Annotated in this window: 14 protein-coding genes; 5 read left to right on the top strand and 9 right to left on the bottom strand. The window is 51.1% G+C overall.

All coding sequences use genetic code 11. The annotated features are described in order from the left end of the window. Positions 1-128 precede the first annotated feature (128 nt). Positions 129-2,663: a DUF1549 domain-containing protein gene (locus RID21_RS23695; RefSeq protein ID WP_350193207.1), complete on the bottom strand. Its 2,535-nt coding sequence runs from the start codon at positions 2,661-2,663 to the stop codon at positions 129-131. 605 nt (positions 2,664-3,268) lie between these two features. On the opposite strand from RID21_RS23695, the gene ribA reads away from it, so the two are divergent. After that, entirely contained in the window at positions 3,269-4,519 is a 1,251-nt protein-coding gene (gene ribA / locus RID21_RS23690) for a GTP cyclohydrolase II (protein ID WP_350193205.1), read from the top strand. Here the strand turns inward: ribA and solA are convergent. Together solA and RID21_RS23680 are read right to left on the bottom strand one after the other, a co-directional pair. After that, entirely contained in the window at positions 4,516-5,658 is a 1,143-nt protein-coding gene (gene solA, locus RID21_RS23685) for an N-methyl-L-tryptophan oxidase (protein WP_350193203.1), read from the bottom strand. The two genes, ribA and solA, sit on opposite strands and share 4 nt — an antisense overlap. A gap of 497 nt (positions 5,659-6,155) precedes the next feature. After that, complete coding sequence (locus RID21_RS23680) at positions 6,156-6,431, bottom strand: carbon storage regulator (protein WP_350193201.1); 276 nt, start codon at positions 6,429-6,431, stop codon at positions 6,156-6,158. 475 nt (positions 6,432-6,906) lie between these two features. On the opposite strand from RID21_RS23680, the gene rpmB reads away from it, so the two are divergent. The 4 genes from rpmB (at position 6,907) to gatB (ending at position 10,603) form a co-directional block, all read left to right on the top strand. After that, positions 6,907-7,167 carry a 50S ribosomal protein L28 gene (gene rpmB / locus RID21_RS23675; protein WP_145037375.1) on the top strand — a complete coding sequence of 87 codons (261 nt, stop codon included), beginning with the start codon at positions 6,907-6,909 and terminating at the stop codon, positions 7,165-7,167. A gap of 28 nt (positions 7,168-7,195) precedes the next feature. Continuing rightward, on the top strand, positions 7,196-7,486 hold the full coding sequence (gene gatC, locus RID21_RS23670) for an Asp-tRNA(Asn)/Glu-tRNA(Gln) amidotransferase subunit GatC (RefSeq protein WP_350193199.1): 291 nt from the start codon (positions 7,196-7,198) through the stop codon (positions 7,484-7,486). 102 nt (positions 7,487-7,588) lie between these two features. Beyond that, a complete protein-coding gene (gatA, locus tag RID21_RS23665) occupies positions 7,589-9,046 on the top strand; it encodes an Asp-tRNA(Asn)/Glu-tRNA(Gln) amidotransferase subunit GatA (protein WP_350193197.1) in 1,458 nt (485 codons plus the stop codon). A gap of 78 nt (positions 9,047-9,124) precedes the next feature. Then, a complete protein-coding gene (gatB, locus tag RID21_RS23660; RefSeq protein WP_350193195.1) occupies positions 9,125-10,603 on the top strand; it encodes an Asp-tRNA(Asn)/Glu-tRNA(Gln) amidotransferase subunit GatB in 1,479 nt (492 codons plus the stop codon). Between the two features lie 92 nt (positions 10,604-10,695). Here the strand turns inward: gatB and RID21_RS23655 are convergent, their stop codons facing one another. The 6 genes from RID21_RS23655 to RID21_RS23630 form a co-directional block, all read right to left on the bottom strand. Then, the gene (locus tag RID21_RS23655; protein WP_145037367.1) at positions 10,696-11,082 is read right to left on the bottom strand and encodes a metal-sulfur cluster assembly factor; all 387 of its coding nucleotides are present in this window, start codon (positions 11,080-11,082) and stop codon (positions 10,696-10,698) included. Positions 11,083-11,294: 212 nt separating this feature from the next. After that, positions 11,295-11,606 carry a Rieske (2Fe-2S) protein gene (locus RID21_RS23650; protein ID WP_350193193.1) on the bottom strand — a complete coding sequence of 104 codons (312 nt, stop codon included), beginning with the start codon at positions 11,604-11,606 and terminating at the stop codon, positions 11,295-11,297. 36 nt (positions 11,607-11,642) lie between these two features. Beyond that, positions 11,643-12,983 carry a Fe-S cluster assembly protein SufD gene (gene sufD / locus RID21_RS23645; RefSeq protein WP_350193191.1) on the bottom strand — a complete coding sequence of 447 codons (1,341 nt, stop codon included), beginning with the start codon at positions 12,981-12,983 and terminating at the stop codon, positions 11,643-11,645. A gap of 125 nt (positions 12,984-13,108) precedes the next feature. Further along, a complete protein-coding gene (gene sufB, locus RID21_RS23640) occupies positions 13,109-14,533 on the bottom strand; it encodes a Fe-S cluster assembly protein SufB (RefSeq protein ID WP_145181224.1) in 1,425 nt (474 codons plus the stop codon). Between the two features lie 106 nt (positions 14,534-14,639). Beyond that, entirely contained in the window at positions 14,640-15,446 is an 807-nt protein-coding gene (gene sufC / locus RID21_RS23635) for a Fe-S cluster assembly ATPase SufC (RefSeq protein WP_145439330.1), read from the bottom strand. Between the two features lie 72 nt (positions 15,447-15,518). Continuing rightward, positions 15,519-16,142, bottom strand: a complete 624-nt coding sequence (locus tag RID21_RS23630; protein ID WP_350193189.1) for a helix-turn-helix transcriptional regulator — start codon at positions 16,140-16,142, stop codon at positions 15,519-15,521. Positions 16,143-16,181: the final 39 nt, after the last annotated feature.

The following is a 16,181-nucleotide window of genomic DNA, read 5'->3' as shown; positions in this document are numbered from 1 at the left end:
CATACCAACGAGAGTGGATTCCGTCAGTCTGGGATTACTGAACTTTATTCTAAAAAAGCTGACAGCCCCTGTCTAAACCTAAAATGGCTGTCAGCTTAAATTTCAGAGAGATTTATCAGAATTCCAATTTAGTGGTTAAACAGAAATTCTTTAGTGTTGATCAGCGCCCAGATAATATCTTCGTAGGCGATCTGTGGTTTCTCTTTATGCCGTGCGATGTAGGACAGAGCAAATTTCATTTCTTCATCCTTAGGAGCACGGGCATAAACCCAGCGATACAATTCATTGACCTTTTCTTCATCGGTACGTTTCGTATCCTTGGCAAGCATGGCAGCCCGACCGGAAGCACCGGTGATTTTGTCCTGGACTTCCTTACTGTTCAACAGGTGCAGACTCTGAGCCAGGTTGGCACTTTGAGAACGTTCGCACTCGCAGGCAGTATCTGCCTGTGGCTGACCGAACACCTTGAGGAAGTAAGGAGCAGAAGTCGCATCGGTAATCTGAATTGCCTTAGTTTCAGCGGGCAGACCAGAGAATCGCTGCGAGGAGTTCGTTACCTGATGGAAGACATCATACAGCACTTCTGCTGTAAGTCGTTTGGGGTAATAACGGGAGAAGTTCTGTTTGTCTTTCAGGTTATATTCGTTGGGAAGAGAACTGAGCTGGTAAGCATTAGAACGACAAATCTGACGTACCAGTTCTTTCAGGTCAAAACCACTCTCCACAAAGTGTTTGGCCAGACCATCCAGCAGTTCGGGGTTTGCAGGTGGATTTGTGGCCCGCATATCATCTTCAGGCTCAACAATGCCGCGACCGAAGAAATGTTTCCAGTAGCGGTTAACCAATGCTTTCGCGAAGAACGGATTGTCCGTCCGTGAAAGCCATTGTACCAGAGCGACACGGGGATCACGTTCCGGACTGATTTCCATGGGCTGCATTCCCAGCGCGGTTGGCTTCAGGCTTTCACCAGAACGGATATTCTTGGCTGTCGCAACCCCTTCTTTGTGGTACACGCGCTTGTCGCGGAATCCACGGGTTCCAATTGAACCAATAGTGGGATCCTTGCTACCCACCCGACTGAAGAAGGCAGCCAGACCATAGTAGTCATCCTGGCTCCATTTTTCGAAGGGATGGTGATGACAACGGGCACACTGAATACGCAGACCCAGGAATAACTGGGCGGTATCTTCAACCTGCTCTTCAACTGTATTTACTTCACGATACCAGACTACAGCCGGATTCTGACGGAACTCACCAGAAGCGGAGAGAATGTCACCGACGAATTCGTTATAAGGCTTGTTTTCGTAAAGGCTGTCCCAGATCCACTGATAGAAGGCGTTGGTACCAGCGATATCAACGGGCTGCAGTTTTTTATTCCGCAGAACCATATTCCACTTGTTGGCAAAGTAATCCGCATAGGCAGGGCTGTCGATCAATTTATCAATCAGCTTATCCCGCTTGGCAGGATCCTTGTCGGCCAGGAAGCTCTTTACTTCGTCTTCACTCGGAGTACCGCCTGTGATATCGATATACACGCGACGCATGAAGGTCGCATCATCGGCAACTGGTGAAGGTGGAATACCCAGTTCTTTCAGTTTACCAAATACGGCCTCGTCGATCAGATTCTTCTTTTCCGGAAGATTTGCTACTTCGATACCCAGGGGAATTGTAGCACGGAAGGTAGAGACCTGGCCCTGATAACGTGCCATGATGGCGACTTCACCAGAGAGCTTCAATGTTTTGACCAGACCGGTTTTGTTGACTTCGGCCATTTCCGTATCGTTGGCTTCAAACAGAGCCATCCGGGTCACGTCTTCTGTAGAACCATCTGAGTAAGTCGCGATGACTGAAATCTGCTGTTCTTCTTCCTGGCCCATGGTACGAGTAGGAGGATAGCATTTGATTGAAGCAACGCTCCGGTCACTTTCATTCCCGTAAGGCATGCCCTGCTCAATCCAACGGTAGAGCAGTCGATATTCGTATGAATCCTGTTTAACCAGCTTTCCGCCTCCATGAGGAGTCACACCAGTTCCCTTCATCAACAGCAGGCTTTCCGCTGGTGAAGTTGGAAACAGACGACGACCGCGGCCTTCTTTTACTAGGAACTCATAATCATCTTCAGGATAAAAACCGAGAAGTGACAGTTTGAATCCATTCTGGCCACTGGCCTTACCATGGCAGCCACCACTGTTACAGGTCAACTTGGTAAAGATGGGCACAACCTGGTTTTTGAAGTTGATGGCATCCGGAGTCGCGATGCCACTGATGGCGACAGGAATCGAAGCGGTCTTGCCATCTTTCGATGTCGCGACCAAGCTGGTCTCGCCATCTTTCAGTGGAGTGAGATAGCCGTCGCTGGAAATCGTTGCCATTTCCGGGTTGGCAACTTTGAAGGTGACGTCACGAGTCACATCCAGCAGTTTGCCAGTCGGCAGCACGCCGGTCACAATGACCTGCTGACGTGAGTCCGGCCCCCGCAGTTGCAGTTTTTCAAAACCACCTGCATGCGGACCGATCTGGAGTTCCTTGAAATCCACTTTTGCTTTTTCTGCGGTGGCAGCGTGAACTTCTGTAATACCTGCCCCACTGGCAAGCAACAGGACCAGCACGCCGCTGAGCATAAGGATCTGAGGGGTCCGAGAGCCTTGAATTCGGAAGTCCATACGTCAAACTCCTGTGTGACTGAGTTGTTCTTTGATGAGGTCTGTCGGCAATCCAGTTTGCGAGATCTCAGGCAGACGCTACTCTCAATTACGATTGATTATGGCAAACGCTTTGGTTGGTTTTGGTCAGGTAAGCTTTTTTAGGTAAGTTCACCAGACAGTCCTCACCGTCTGGCTAATTGTTGCGGGCAGGAGCACTCTAATTTCTTAACAGAGTTTTCCTAATACTTCAATGTATCAAAGTTGATTGAATTGTCAATATTTTAAAACCGCTTCTCATATATTTACGAACATATGAACACACTTGAATCTGAAACAAGTCAAACTGAACTCAGACACAACGGAAAGCGTCATGACTGGTATAACCAGTTGAAATCTCCCGGGTGGCAGATCCAGACCAAAGTCTCCCCTCTTTAAAACAGGGGCGAAACTCCATTTTTCAGTTTGAATCAAAGCGTTCTGACAAAAAGCGGATTTCTATGATTGCCAGTCAAACACACTTCTATAGAATAAAGTTAGCATAGATTTTCCTGTCAGATCTTTCTGCAGGAGAATTTTTTAAGATTCCACATTTTTTCAATTACTGGCGGCATTGAAGCACTCCCATGTCTGATTCTACCAAACAAGATTCCCCGCTTCCCAAAATCCAGCGTGTCTTCAAACAGTTGCAGGCAGGTAAACCGGTCATTGTGACGGACTCCAGCGAGCGGGAAAACGAAGGGGATTTCATTGTCGCCGCTGAGGCAATCACACCTCAAATCGTGCAGTTCCTGCTGCGATATGGGAGCGGCGAGCTTTGCGTTTCGCTGCCCGAAGAGGTTGCAAACCGCCTGCAGTTAAACCCGATTGTCGGCCCTGAAGAAAATACGGCCCCCAACCAGACCCAGTTTCTGATTCCCATCGACCACAAGGACAGTGGCACCGGAGTCAGTGCTGAGTGCCGTGCCATTACAATCAAGGCACTCAGTGATGAGAACGCCCAGGCCAGCGACTTTGTCCGTCCGGGGCACATTCACCCCCTGCTTGCCAAACAGGGCGGAATTCTCCGTCGAGCCGGTCACACTGAAGCTACAGGCGATCTCTTACAGATGGCAGGCATGAAACCGGTTGGTGTGCTGATTGAAATATTGAGCCAAAAGGGGTTCGGCATGGCGGATGCCGAGGAACTCAAAGAGATTTCTGAAGAGTTTGACATCCCCATCATTTCCACCGCCGAGGTGATCCGACATCGCTACATCAGCGAAAAACTGGTTCACCGCGAAGTTGAAGTTCCTATTAATACCAAGAATTATGGTACTGTCCAGGTTATTGGTTACTCTGTAGAGCATGAAGGTCAGCAACCTGTGGCGCTGGTCTGGGGCGATCTCTCATCCGTGGAAGCGCCCCTGATCCGTATGCATTCATCCTGCTTTACCGGGGACCTGCTGGATTCGCTTCGCTGCGACTGTGGCGACCAGTTGCACATGGCAATGGACGCAATCTGTCGCGAAAAAACCGGTGCTGTAGTATATCTCCCGCAGGAGGGCCGTGGCATTGGATTAATCCCCAAGCTGAAAGCCTACGTATTGCAGGACGAAGGATATGACACTGTTGAAGCCAATATCCAGCTCGGCTTTAAAGCGGACAGCCGCGACTTCACCGTGGGAGTGCAGATCCTCAAAGATCTGGGACTGACTCGAGTCCGGCTGCTGACGAACAATCCCAAGAAGACCGATTCCGATGTCTACACCGGATTCAATCTGGAAGTGGTAGAGCAGGTGCCGATTGTAGCACCGCCACACAAAGATCGAGAATTCTACCTGCAGACCAAACGGGATAAAATGGGACACATCCTCCCCGCCAGTCCAGCTGACTAGGTGTCTTCTTTCTGAAATCGCCCCGCTCTCAGAAAATCGATCGGGTGACTGGTTTTTCCCTCGGTCACCAGATCGGCCAGGATTTCGCCCATCACCGAGGCGAATTTAAATCCGTGCCCTGAAAAACCGGCTCCATATACCAGCCGCTGGTTCCGGGGATGCTGATCAATAATAAAGTGTCTGTCGGCAGAACGTGTATACATACAGACGGCGTGCCGCTCGGGTTCAGGGCTCAGCCCTGACATCACTTCGCCCACAAAACGGCTGACAGACGTGGAGTCCGCCTCTTGAAGCTCCCGGTTCACGTTGGTCGGATCGGTCACCAGGTCACCACCGGTATGCTCCGCCAGCTTAACCGTTTTCCCATCCAGCGAAGGGAAACCATAAAACTCGCCAAAGGGCATCTGGCAGAGGAAACCGCATCCTCCCTGGTCCAAATTGTATACCGGACTCTGAACCGGATTCCAGAACAGTACCTTGCGGGCAACTTCCAGTGGAAGCTGCAGGTCCTTGAGACATTCACCAGCCCAGGCCCCCGCAGTGACAATTACGCCCTCAGCCACCCAGTGCTGATTTGCCGTCTGAATCTCGATTTCTGTTTCAGTCACAAGTAACGATTCAATGGGCTCGTGCAACACAATCTGTGCACCTTGAGCGAGTGCACAATCCATGTGAGCCTGCACACAGTCCTCGACGCGCAGGAAACCAGCCTCGGGTTCAAATGTGACTTCAAAGCCTTCTGGAAGCTGAAAGCCGGGGAAGCGTCTCCGTGCCTCGGCAGTCTCCAGTGTTTCCACCTGGACGTCGTGCCTCTCCTCGGCGAGATGCACTCCTTTAATGACATCGCCTTCAGGAGGACCGGCGACCATCAAACCACAGAGATTCAACAGCGACTTTCCGGATTCCTGCGCGAGATCTTCCCACAGAGTATAAGCCCGCTGCAGGAGAGGGATGTAATCGGGATGCTCGAAATATGCTTTGCGAATGATACGCGTTTCACCGTGCGAGCTGCCCCGGTCATGGGCGATGCCAAACTGCTCGACCCCGAGCACCTTCAAGCCCCGACGCGCTAAATGATACAGGGCACTGCTCCCCATGCCCCCTAAGCCCAGCACCAGATAATCTACGTGAACGGGCATCGCGGAATCCGCCTTTTCTAATGTCAGATAAGTGGTGAATGAGTTCTACAGCGCATCTCAACCCCTCTATTTGATTATGATCACTCGAGATGCCAATCGTCAATCGCGATTGGCAGGGAGCGTCCACCAGGCAGCTGTTCTCTATTTTTCCAGCGCGCAAAAAATTACCGGGTGTTCTTCAAATGACAGTCAACCTACCCCACATACACACTGACCATCAGATTGGAACACCCGGTAATTAATGACAACACAGAAAACCATCAGGATTCGATCATTTCCTGCCCGCAAAGAGCTGCAGTCAACCGGAATAACTTGTCACTTCACGTTAACAACCCATCCAAGCCACTCCTGTCACGACAGTCCCCTGCTTCGTCGTACATCTCTTCCTCACCGCATCGCTACTACTCGTCAGAGCTGCCTTGACTCCTCGGAACACAACCACCCTGGTAAAAATCCCCCCCTGGGCAATGCCATGTCAGCAGCGATCTGTTCATGGATTAACAAACCAGACGGGCTGCCTCGACGACAGACAGCGTCCCCAGGGTATTGGTCTCAGACAGGCCGTCGCTGTCCTGATGCTTTCCCAGGCTTTTGACGACCGGCTTGCTCTCAATCTCCATTTCCTCGTCAAGCAGTTCTGCACGAACCACACGCATGTCGTCGGGTGCATCAATGCCGATTTTGATGGAACCTTTTCCCGTCCGAATCACTTTCACCAGGATGTCGTCACCAATTCGGATTCCTTCAGCCAACTTCCGTGTCAAAACCAGCATGATCATCACTCCTTACTTATTATTTAAACTGAATCTGGTTGTCATAGTTTGGTTTACCTGAGTCAAAGTCGACTTGTCCACAAGCGACTCATGTCTCATGCCATAAAGACAAATGCGATTCGCGTGCCAATCACAGAGATTCCTTTTCACATTTTCCGTAACTCACTTTCCCATAGTGACTTACCACATTTTCAATTCCTGCTGGTCATGAATGCGATGGGGGCGAATTTCAAAAAAACTGTCCCCAATAGTACAATTTTCAATTCTCCAGAATCATTTTGGGGACACATTTTTCAATTTTTCCCGGTGCAGTAAATGATAAGTCAGCAGCATCGGTTGCATTCTCAGACCGGGCAAATATACTATTGGGTTCTTCAAATGGCCGAATCTATTCGTCTGCGGTCGCTTTACGTCAATTGAAATCAGCTCGAGCTGAATAATTTCAGAACCCACTAGATAGACAAAGAGTGTACAAATGGGTCAAAAGTGTGATGCCTGTGGCAAAACTCCCGTAATCGGTAATCGCGTTCGCCAGCGTGGTAAATATAAGTATCTGGGTGGTAACGGTCGTCAGACAACCGGTGTTTCGAAGCGCGTATTCCGTCCGAACCTGCAGAAAATCCGGGTTCAGGTTGGTGGCAGCGTACAGACACAGCGGGTCTGCACTCAGTGCATCCGCTCTGGCAAAGTGACCAAAGCCGTCGCTCGTAAGCCATTCAGCCTGCCTGCCACCTAACAGGCCCTTCTGCTGAAAGCCACACACGATGAGCACGCAACTCAACCGTGAAGAAGTTGGAAAAGTGGCGAGCCTTTCCCGCCTGAAGCTCTCCGAAACAGAGCTGGAGGCCTTGGGAACACAGATGGGGTCCGTCCTGAAATACATCGCCATGCTGGATGAGTTGGATACATCGTCTGTCGAGCCGATGGCGCATGCAATCGAGATCTCCAACGTCTTTCGGGAAGACGAACTTCGCGAAAGCCTGCCCCGGGAACAGGCACTGTCCAATGCTCCCCAGACCGATGGAAAGTACTTCCTCGTACCCGCGATCCTGTAATCGGCCGGCGGCTTGAACATTGAGTACATCAAAGCAATCATCTCCAGGCCCGACTTGCTGACAAGTCGGGCCTTTCCAACTTTCAGGGAGACCGAACATCCCATGTCAATCACGTCAGCCACTGCCAGCGCTCTGCTGGCAAAAATGAACGCGGGAGAACTCACGAGCGAAGCGATCACCGCCGCCTGCCTGGAAGCGATTTCTCAGCGCGATCGTGAAATCAATGCATTCCTTTCTATCCAGCAGGAAGCCGCTTTGAATGCAGCTCGCGAAGTGGACCGCAAACGTCAGGCAGGTGAACCGCTGGGAAAGCTGGCGGGGATCCCGGTCGCAGTTAAAGACAACATCTGCTCAAAGGGGAGCGCCACAACGTGTGCCAGTCGGATGCTGGAACAGTTTCAGCCACCCTATGATGCTCACATCGTCGAGCAACTCAAAGCTGCTGACGCCATTCTGATTGGCAAAACCAACCTCGATGAATTCGCCATGGGTTCTTCAACCGAAAACTCCGCTTTTAAAACGACCGCCAACCCCTGGAACACAGCTCACGCCGCCGGGGGATCCAGCGGTGGTTCTGCTGCTGCGGTTGCTGCCGGGTTCAGTCCTCTATCGCTGGGCAGCGACACCGGTGGTTCAATTCGTCAGCCAGCCAGCTTTTGTGGGGTTGTGGGATTGAAGCCAACATATGGCCGCGTCTCCCGTTATGGCCTGGTCGCATTCGCCAGCTCACTCGACCAGATCGGCCCCTTTTCACGAGACGTCACTGACGCTGCCCTGCTGCTGGAAGTGATTGCAGGAAAAGATCAGCGGGATACTACCAGCCTGGACTCCCCCGTCCCCGAGTATACGACAAACCTGGAACAGCCACTGGAAAACCTCAAAGTCGGCTATTTGGAAGATCAACATGTCGAGGGCCTGAACCAAGAGGTCAAAGCAGCCACGCAGGCGGCTCTGGATGTTTATAAATCTCTGGGCGCGGAACTGATTCCGATTGAATTACCACACGCGAAATACTGCGTTGCCACCTATTACATTATTGCCCCTTCAGAAGCCTCAAGTAACCTCGCCCGGTATGACGGGGTGCACTACGGGCGTCGCGCTGACCAGTTTGAAGACATGGTCGACATGTATGCCGCCAGTCGGGGAGAAGCATTTGGTGACGAAGTGAAACGCCGGATCATGCTGGGGACTTATGCCCTGTCATCAGGCTATTACGATGCCTATTACCTCAAGGCACTCAAAGTCAGACGCCTGATCCGCAATGACTTCGAACAGGCGTTCCAGAATGTTGACATTATTGCCACGCCGGTCACTCCCACTCCGGCCTTCAAGATTGGCGAACTGATCGATGACCCATTGGCAATGTATTTGGCTGACATTTTCACCACCAGTGCCAACCTGTCAGGAGTTCCCGGCATTTCCATTCCCGCAGGCATGAGCCAGGACCAGCTACCAATTGGACTGCAACTGCTCGCACCGCCGCTGGAAGAAGAGCGGCTCCTGCGAGCTGCCCGCATGTTCGAACGGGAAACAGACTGGCACCAGCGACGACCAGCCTGACCCGCAACAACTATTGGCAAACCAGACAATACGAATTTTGAATTTCTCAGACATTGATATAAAGGGTAGCGTGACATCATGGACTATACGGTGATTATCGGTCTTGAAGTCCACGTGCAGTTACAGACCAGAACCAAACTTTTCTGCGGTTGCTCTACGAAGTTTAACCCGGACCAGCCCAACACACAGACCTGCCCTGTCTGCCTGGGATTGCCCGGCGCACTACCAGTGCTGAACCGTGAAGCATTTCGCTTAGGCATGAAAACCGGTCTGGCCATCAACTGTGAAATCCCATCCTTCACCAAATGGGACCGTAAACAGTATTATTATCCAGACCTGCCCAAAGCCTATCAGATCAGCCAGTACGATCTCCCCATGAGCCAGAATGGCTGGCTGGAAATCGAAATCGATCCGGAAACTTGTGAAACGAAAAAAGTGGGCATCATCCGTGCCCACCTCGAAGAAGATGCCGGAAAAAACAGTCACGATGAATCAGGAAGGGGCCAGGACAGTAAAGTCGACCTCAACCGGTGTGGTACTCCCCTGGTGGAGATTGTTTCCGAACCCGATCTGCGTTCGGCACAGGAAGCACGTAAATACCTGGAAGAACTGAAACTGCTCCTGACTTACATTGACGTCTCCGACTGTAATATGCAGGAAGGGAGCCTGCGCTGTGATGCCAACGTGAACCTGCACATCCACCAGGAAAACGGCGATGCGATCGCCACGCCAATTGTCGAAATCAAAAACCTCAACAGCTTCCGAGGGGTCGAACAGGCGATCGAGTACGAAGTCAGACGCCAGTGGGAAGAATGGCAGAAGACAGGCCAGAGCATAAAAGACGTCCCCAAAGAAACTCGGGGCTGGGACGCAGACCGAGGGGTTACACTGGGTCAGCGCGGCAAAGAAGAAGCAGCCGACTATCGCTACTTCCCGGATCCCGATCTGGCCCCGGTTACGGTAACCGATGCGGAACGCGAAGAAGTTATGAACGAACTTTGCGAACGCCCCGCGAACCGCAGAAACCGCTTCGAAGCCGACTATGGGCTTTCTACCTACGACGCTGCAGTCATCATCGACCAGGGGCTTGCTGTTGCAGACTATTTTGAGACGGTAGCCCAGGGATGTGGCAACGGTAAACAGGCAGCGAACTGGGTCACTCAGGACGTTCAGCGGGAATTAAACGAGCGGAGCTGTCAGATCGCTGACTTCCCCATCCGCCCTGAAGTGCTGGCAGCCTTACTCCAGAAGGTCGAAGCCAGTGAGATCACAATCAAAAGTGCCCGCACCGTATTTCAGGTCCTGCTGGAAGAAGACGCCGCAAGCGTCGAGAGAATTCAGGCTGTGATTGATGAAAAAGGCTTGGGCCTGGTATCAGATACCGGAGAACTGGAAGCGATCGTCGAGGCTGTTGTCGCGAAAAACGAGAAAGCAGTCGCCGACTTCCAGAGCGGCAAACAGGCTGCGGTCGGAGCGTTGATTGGCCAGGTAATGCGGGAAATCAAAGGAGCTGATGCAAAAGTTGTCAGAGAACTCCTGATCAAGAAAATGAGCTGAACACGGCTATATCCAAACGAGCGGCGGCATCGTTCAGACAGGCAACAGGAATGGCTGGCGAGCATTCAGCCATTCGTCGCCAAACATCGCGTCTAGAAAATCCCCAGTTCATCTCGGGCGTCGTCGGTCATCAAGTCAGGCGACCAGGGCGGAGTCATTGTCAGTTGGATGGTTGCTTCATTCACATCATCCACTCTCTCCAGCGCCATCTTGGCCTGCGTGATAATCTGTGGACCGGCAGGACAGGCAGGACTGGTTAACGTCATAGAAACCGTGACCTTGGACGGATCTTCTTCCGACCGAAGAATTTCATAAACGAGTCCCAGATCCACGATATTGATGTTTAATTCGGGATCAATGACCTGCTTCAACGCTTCAACCAGCGCATCATCGCCGCCGACCCCTTTGAATGCAGAGAATACCGGTAGCTGATTCTCTTCTTTCTTTTCTCCAGTCTCGTCTCTGGATTCATCGGACATGGTTCTGCTTCTCCTCTTGAAAGTGATGACGCCCTGTTTCGATCACTTATTAAATTTACCTGATACCAAACAGAACCTTACAAGTTTGCGAAGAAAACTCAGTAATTCTGCTTAATAATATGATTATTAGAATACAGCCTCAAAGAGGCATTAGTTCTTGCTTTAATTGAATACGACCTGAAAAAGCCCGATAAAATACGCACAAGAAGTCTTTAGTTAGGTCTAGCAAAAATCTTATGATCTCTGACTTCTACCTCAAATGTACGTACGGGCTTGGTGGCAGGCATACAGAGTGCCTTACCGGTCTGTAAATCAAACCGAGCACCATGGCGGGGACAAACGATCGCCCCCTCTTCAATACACCCATCAGTCAATGGCTGACCATCATGCGTACACACATCTTCAATCGCGAAGTACTGGTCCCCCGCACGAATCAGCAGCACGGGAGTATCTTCTACGAATACTTCCAGACGGTCAGCATCCTGAAAATCGTCAATGGATGCGATTTCTTCAAAGTCGAGCATTTGTCTATTACTCTATTGTCTGTATCCAGTGAAAATTTACCGACCAAAACCTAATTTTTTGATAATCGCCTGATTCAGCGTCTCACGGACGGCCTCGACAGGGATTCGATCGAATACGGTCTGGAAAAACCCTTCCACGATCATATGCATGGCCTCATATTCGGACATGCCTCGTGACATACAATAGAAGATCTGCTCTTCATCAACGCGCCCGGCCGTCGCACCGTGTGTACATCGTACATCATCTGCCTCGATCTCCAGCCCTGGAATCGCATCGGCCCGACAGGTGGGCGAAAGCATGAGAGAATCGTTACGTTGATAGCCGTTTGTCTGCTGGCCTTCTTTTTCGACACGGATCATCCCACGCCAGATGGAACGGGCCTGATCCCGCAGTACCTGCTTATACAGCAGGTCAGAACGTGTTTCAGCCGCGTTATGTGACTGTTGTGTGTAGAACGAATGGATCTGATTATCAGTCGAGAAGGTGACACCATTGACTTCAGCTTCTGAGCCGCGGCCATCCAGAACGACATCCTGATGGATGTGAGCCAGCTTGGCACCAATTCCTCCGACGGTCCACTGCAGGAAGCCGTTGTTTTCGACTCGCCCCGCCTGATGGGCAACATGCCACACCTTATGATTCCAATTCTGCAACTGGACGTATCGCAGGCGTGCCTCTTTGGCGAGAAGCAGTTCAACGGCCCCCACATGCAGCCCGAGCAGATCATCGCTCACGGAAGTGGTTTCTTCCAACAGAGTTGCGGAGGCCCCCTCTTCCAAAATGACCAGCGTGTGACTCAGGTCAGCCGCCTTGTCAGCTTGAAGTGTGATCAGACTGTGAAGCGGAGCGTCCACGACTACATTACGAGGCACATACAGAACAGTACCACCGGTCCAGAATGCAGCATGCCATGCGGAAAAACGGTCCCGCTGACTGTCAACGGCCCGGGTCATAAAATAGGGCTGAATCAATTCGCCATGTTCGCGAACCACTGTCGCCAGGTCGCCAAAAATCACTCCTTTGGCAGCCAGTTCTTCCGACATTTCGCTGGAGATCAACTGCCCGTCCGTGTGCTTCACATGACCAGCAAAATCAGCCTGTCCAGTGAGCAGTGTTTCCGTTTCCGGTGCAACTGACTGTTCAGTCTGTCTGGTACACAGCTGAAACCGGTCCGGACGCAGGGCACGTAAATCGACACGTCTCCACTCTTCCGGATCAAGTTCCGTTTCCAGAAGCTCGCGGTAACGCTGAAATGCCTGACGTCGGGATTCGGTAACCCAGGCCGGCTCGTCGCGCGTGGCCAGAAATGCTTCAAATGCTGCTTCACCAAAACCGGCGGGAATTTCAGCAGACGTATTCACGGACGGAGTGCTCATTGTACTCTCTGTTATACTTTCAATATCGGAATCAGTACGAGTCAATTCGGCCACGGGCCATGCTCGCTGACAACCAGTTGATGACTTGAATAATGGAACTGAAATCCCGAGACTTATCTCGGGAATTAACCAATCGAACCTTCCATCTGTAATTCAATCAGTCGGTTCATTTCGACTGCATATTCCATAGGCAATTCTTTAACGAGAGGTTCAATGAATCCAGTGACAATCATGGATGATGCTTCCGCCTCGGTTAAGCCGCGGCTCATGAGGTAGAACAGCTGTTCTTCACCAATCTTGGAAACGCTGGCCTCGTGCTCGATTGCCACATCATTGTCTTCGATCTCAATGTAAGGATAAGTATCACTACGGCTTTCCGGATCGAGCAGCAGGGCATCGCAAACCACGTTGGATTTACAGTGATCCGCTTTAGGATCAACCTTCACCAGACCACGATAGCTGGAACGGCCGCCATCCTTGGAAATACTCTTGGAAATAATGCGGCTGGACGTATTCGGAGCACAGTGCACCATTTTCGCACCAGCGTCCTGATGCTGTCCCTTGCCGGCAAAGGCAATAGAGAGAGTCTCTCCACGGGCACCTTCTCCCATCAGATAGATGGCGGGATATTTCATGGTCAATTTAGAACCGAGGTTACCGTCAACCCACTCCATCAGCGAATCTTCATAGGCAAACGCCCGCTTGGTCACCAGGTTATAAACATTGTTCGACCAGTTCTGAATCGTGGTATAGCGGAAGCGTCCGCCTTTTTTCACGATGATTTCCACGACAGCAGAGTGCAGACTTTCCGAGCTGTAAGTCGGAGCGGTACAACCTTCGACGTAATGGCAGGAAGCCCCTTCATCGACGATTACCAGCGTCCGCTCAAACTGCCCCATGTTTTCCGAGTTAATCCGGAAGTAGGCCTGCAGAGGAAATTCGATGTGAACTCCGGGCGGCACATACACGAATGAACCACCTGACCAGACAGCCGAATTCAAAGCAGCATACTTATTGTCATTGGGTGGAATGATGGTGCCGAAATATTCTTTCAACAGCTCGGGATGATCACGCAGTGCCGAATCGGTATCGGTAAAGATCACGCCCTGCTTAGCCAGGTCTTCCTGGAGGCTTCCATATACCACTTCGGATTCATACTGTGCCTTGACTCCCGAGAGGAATTTCTTTTCCGCTTCGGGGATCCCCAGGCGGTCGTAAGTTTTCCGAATGTCATCAGGCACTTCATCCCAGCTGCGTCCCTGCCCTTCCGAGGCGCGGACGAAATAGTGAATGTCCTGGTAATTCAGCTCAGATAAATTCCCCCCCCACTCAGGTGTCGGTTTCTGTTCGAAAATCTCAAATGACTTCAAACGAAATTCACGCATCCAGGCCGGTTCGTTTTTCATCTCGGAAATCTGTGCGACGACTTCCGCATTCAAACCTTTTTTGCCGGTAAATACATATTTGTCGGTGGGATCATGAAACCCGTATTGGTATTCACCAATATCAACGCTTTCATTTTCCGAATTGGTATCCAACCTGGTTGCCATTTCAACTTCTCCCACTTTGTATTAACGGATACATCTCTCAATGTTGAGGATGTTTAGTTTTAAACTCAATCGCTTTTTTATCTGCTACCAAAAGTCTGCCAGTCAACTACACAGGCTCAACGGTTTCAGAAACTTCCTCTGCAGCCGCTTCGGGATGACGTTCGCGAATACTCGTATAGCCGTGTTCGTGAAGCTCAGCAGCCAGCCGGGCATCGCCGGTTTCCACAATCCGACCTGCCAGCATCACATGTGTAAACTGCGGTTCGTTGAATTCCAGAAGCCGCTCGTGGTGCGTAATGATCAAGACGCCCATCTCCGGACCGGAGAGACGACTCAGGCCTTCACTCACGACTTTTACCGCATCGCTGTCCAGACCACTGTCAGTTTCATCCAGTACAGCGAACTTGGGTTTGAGCAGGGCCAGTTGCAGGATTTCCATCCGCTTCTTTTCACCACCTGAAAACCCTTCATTCAGGTATCGACGGGCCATCTCGAGATCCATGCCCAGATCGTTCATCTGCTCACGCAGTTCCTTACGGAACTCACGCATCGGAATCAGCTTTTCGCCTTCTTTCCGTTCCGGATCCCGAACGTTTGACATCGCATGCCGCAGGAAGTCGGCGACTTTGACTCCTGGAATCACGACAGGATACTGGAACGCCAGAAACAGCCCGAGGCGAGCACGTTCATTCGGATCGAGCTCCGAAATATCCGTGCCATCGATTTCGATTTTACCCTGAGTAATCTCGTAACTAGGATGACCAGCCATTGCATAGGCCAGCGTACTTTTACCGGAACCGTTAGGCCCCATCAAAGCGTGAATCTCACCCTGTTTGATTTCCAGATTGACCCCCTTGAGGATCGGTGTACCACTGACTGAGACATGCAGGTCGGTAATTTTCAACAAACTCATTTTTCGTAATTCATCCTGTCATTCAGAATTCGACTCGAATTCGGAAACCTCATAAAACGGAATTGTGTTCAATTAACTTGTCTGTGCTTCAAATTCACAGCAATGATGCCCGTCCAGACAACATTCCGAGAGATGCATCTTGGTGCCGAGCACGCGTTCAAAAACTCTTTGCTCCAGTTCACAGATCGAAGCATCTGCACTGGCAATATCGTGATAGGGACAGTTATGTTCCCGGAGGATCGGTAATGGGCCGGTATGATCCAGTTCTACGACGAAACCGCGTTCTTCCAGAGCCTGTTTCAACTGCTCCATCCGCCCCTGCAGGGAAGGTGCATCCACATGTTTCCCATACTGCTGCACCAGTGCTGTCTGAATACGGGAAGCCAGGCGGCAGCGTAATTCTTCGTTCTCGATACCCTTGAGCTCATCCCAGAGGATGTTGGCCAACTCAGCGTAGTTATCGCCCAACAGCCGCATGCCCAGACTGGTCACGGAATAAGTATAATGGGGACGACCTCGTCCTTCTTTCACCTGGGTGCGTGCAATCAGGTCTAATCCCTGTAAACGCACAAGCCGTTGACGGACTGCCGTTGCCGTCACGCCTTCCTGATCACAAATGTCTTGAATAGTGGCAGACTTGAGACGATTGAGCCCCAGCAGAAAGCTACGATCATTTTCATCAATTGAAACGCGCATTGGTCGTGCTCTCATAAAGTAATAAGGGGTAACAGTTTC

The organism is Gimesia sp. (genome assembly GCF_040219335.1).
Taxonomy (GTDB): Bacteria; Planctomycetota; Planctomycetia; order Planctomycetales; family Planctomycetaceae; genus Gimesia.
Note: the sequence above shows the minus strand (reverse complement) of the source record. Positions and strands in the feature narration are given on the sequence as shown.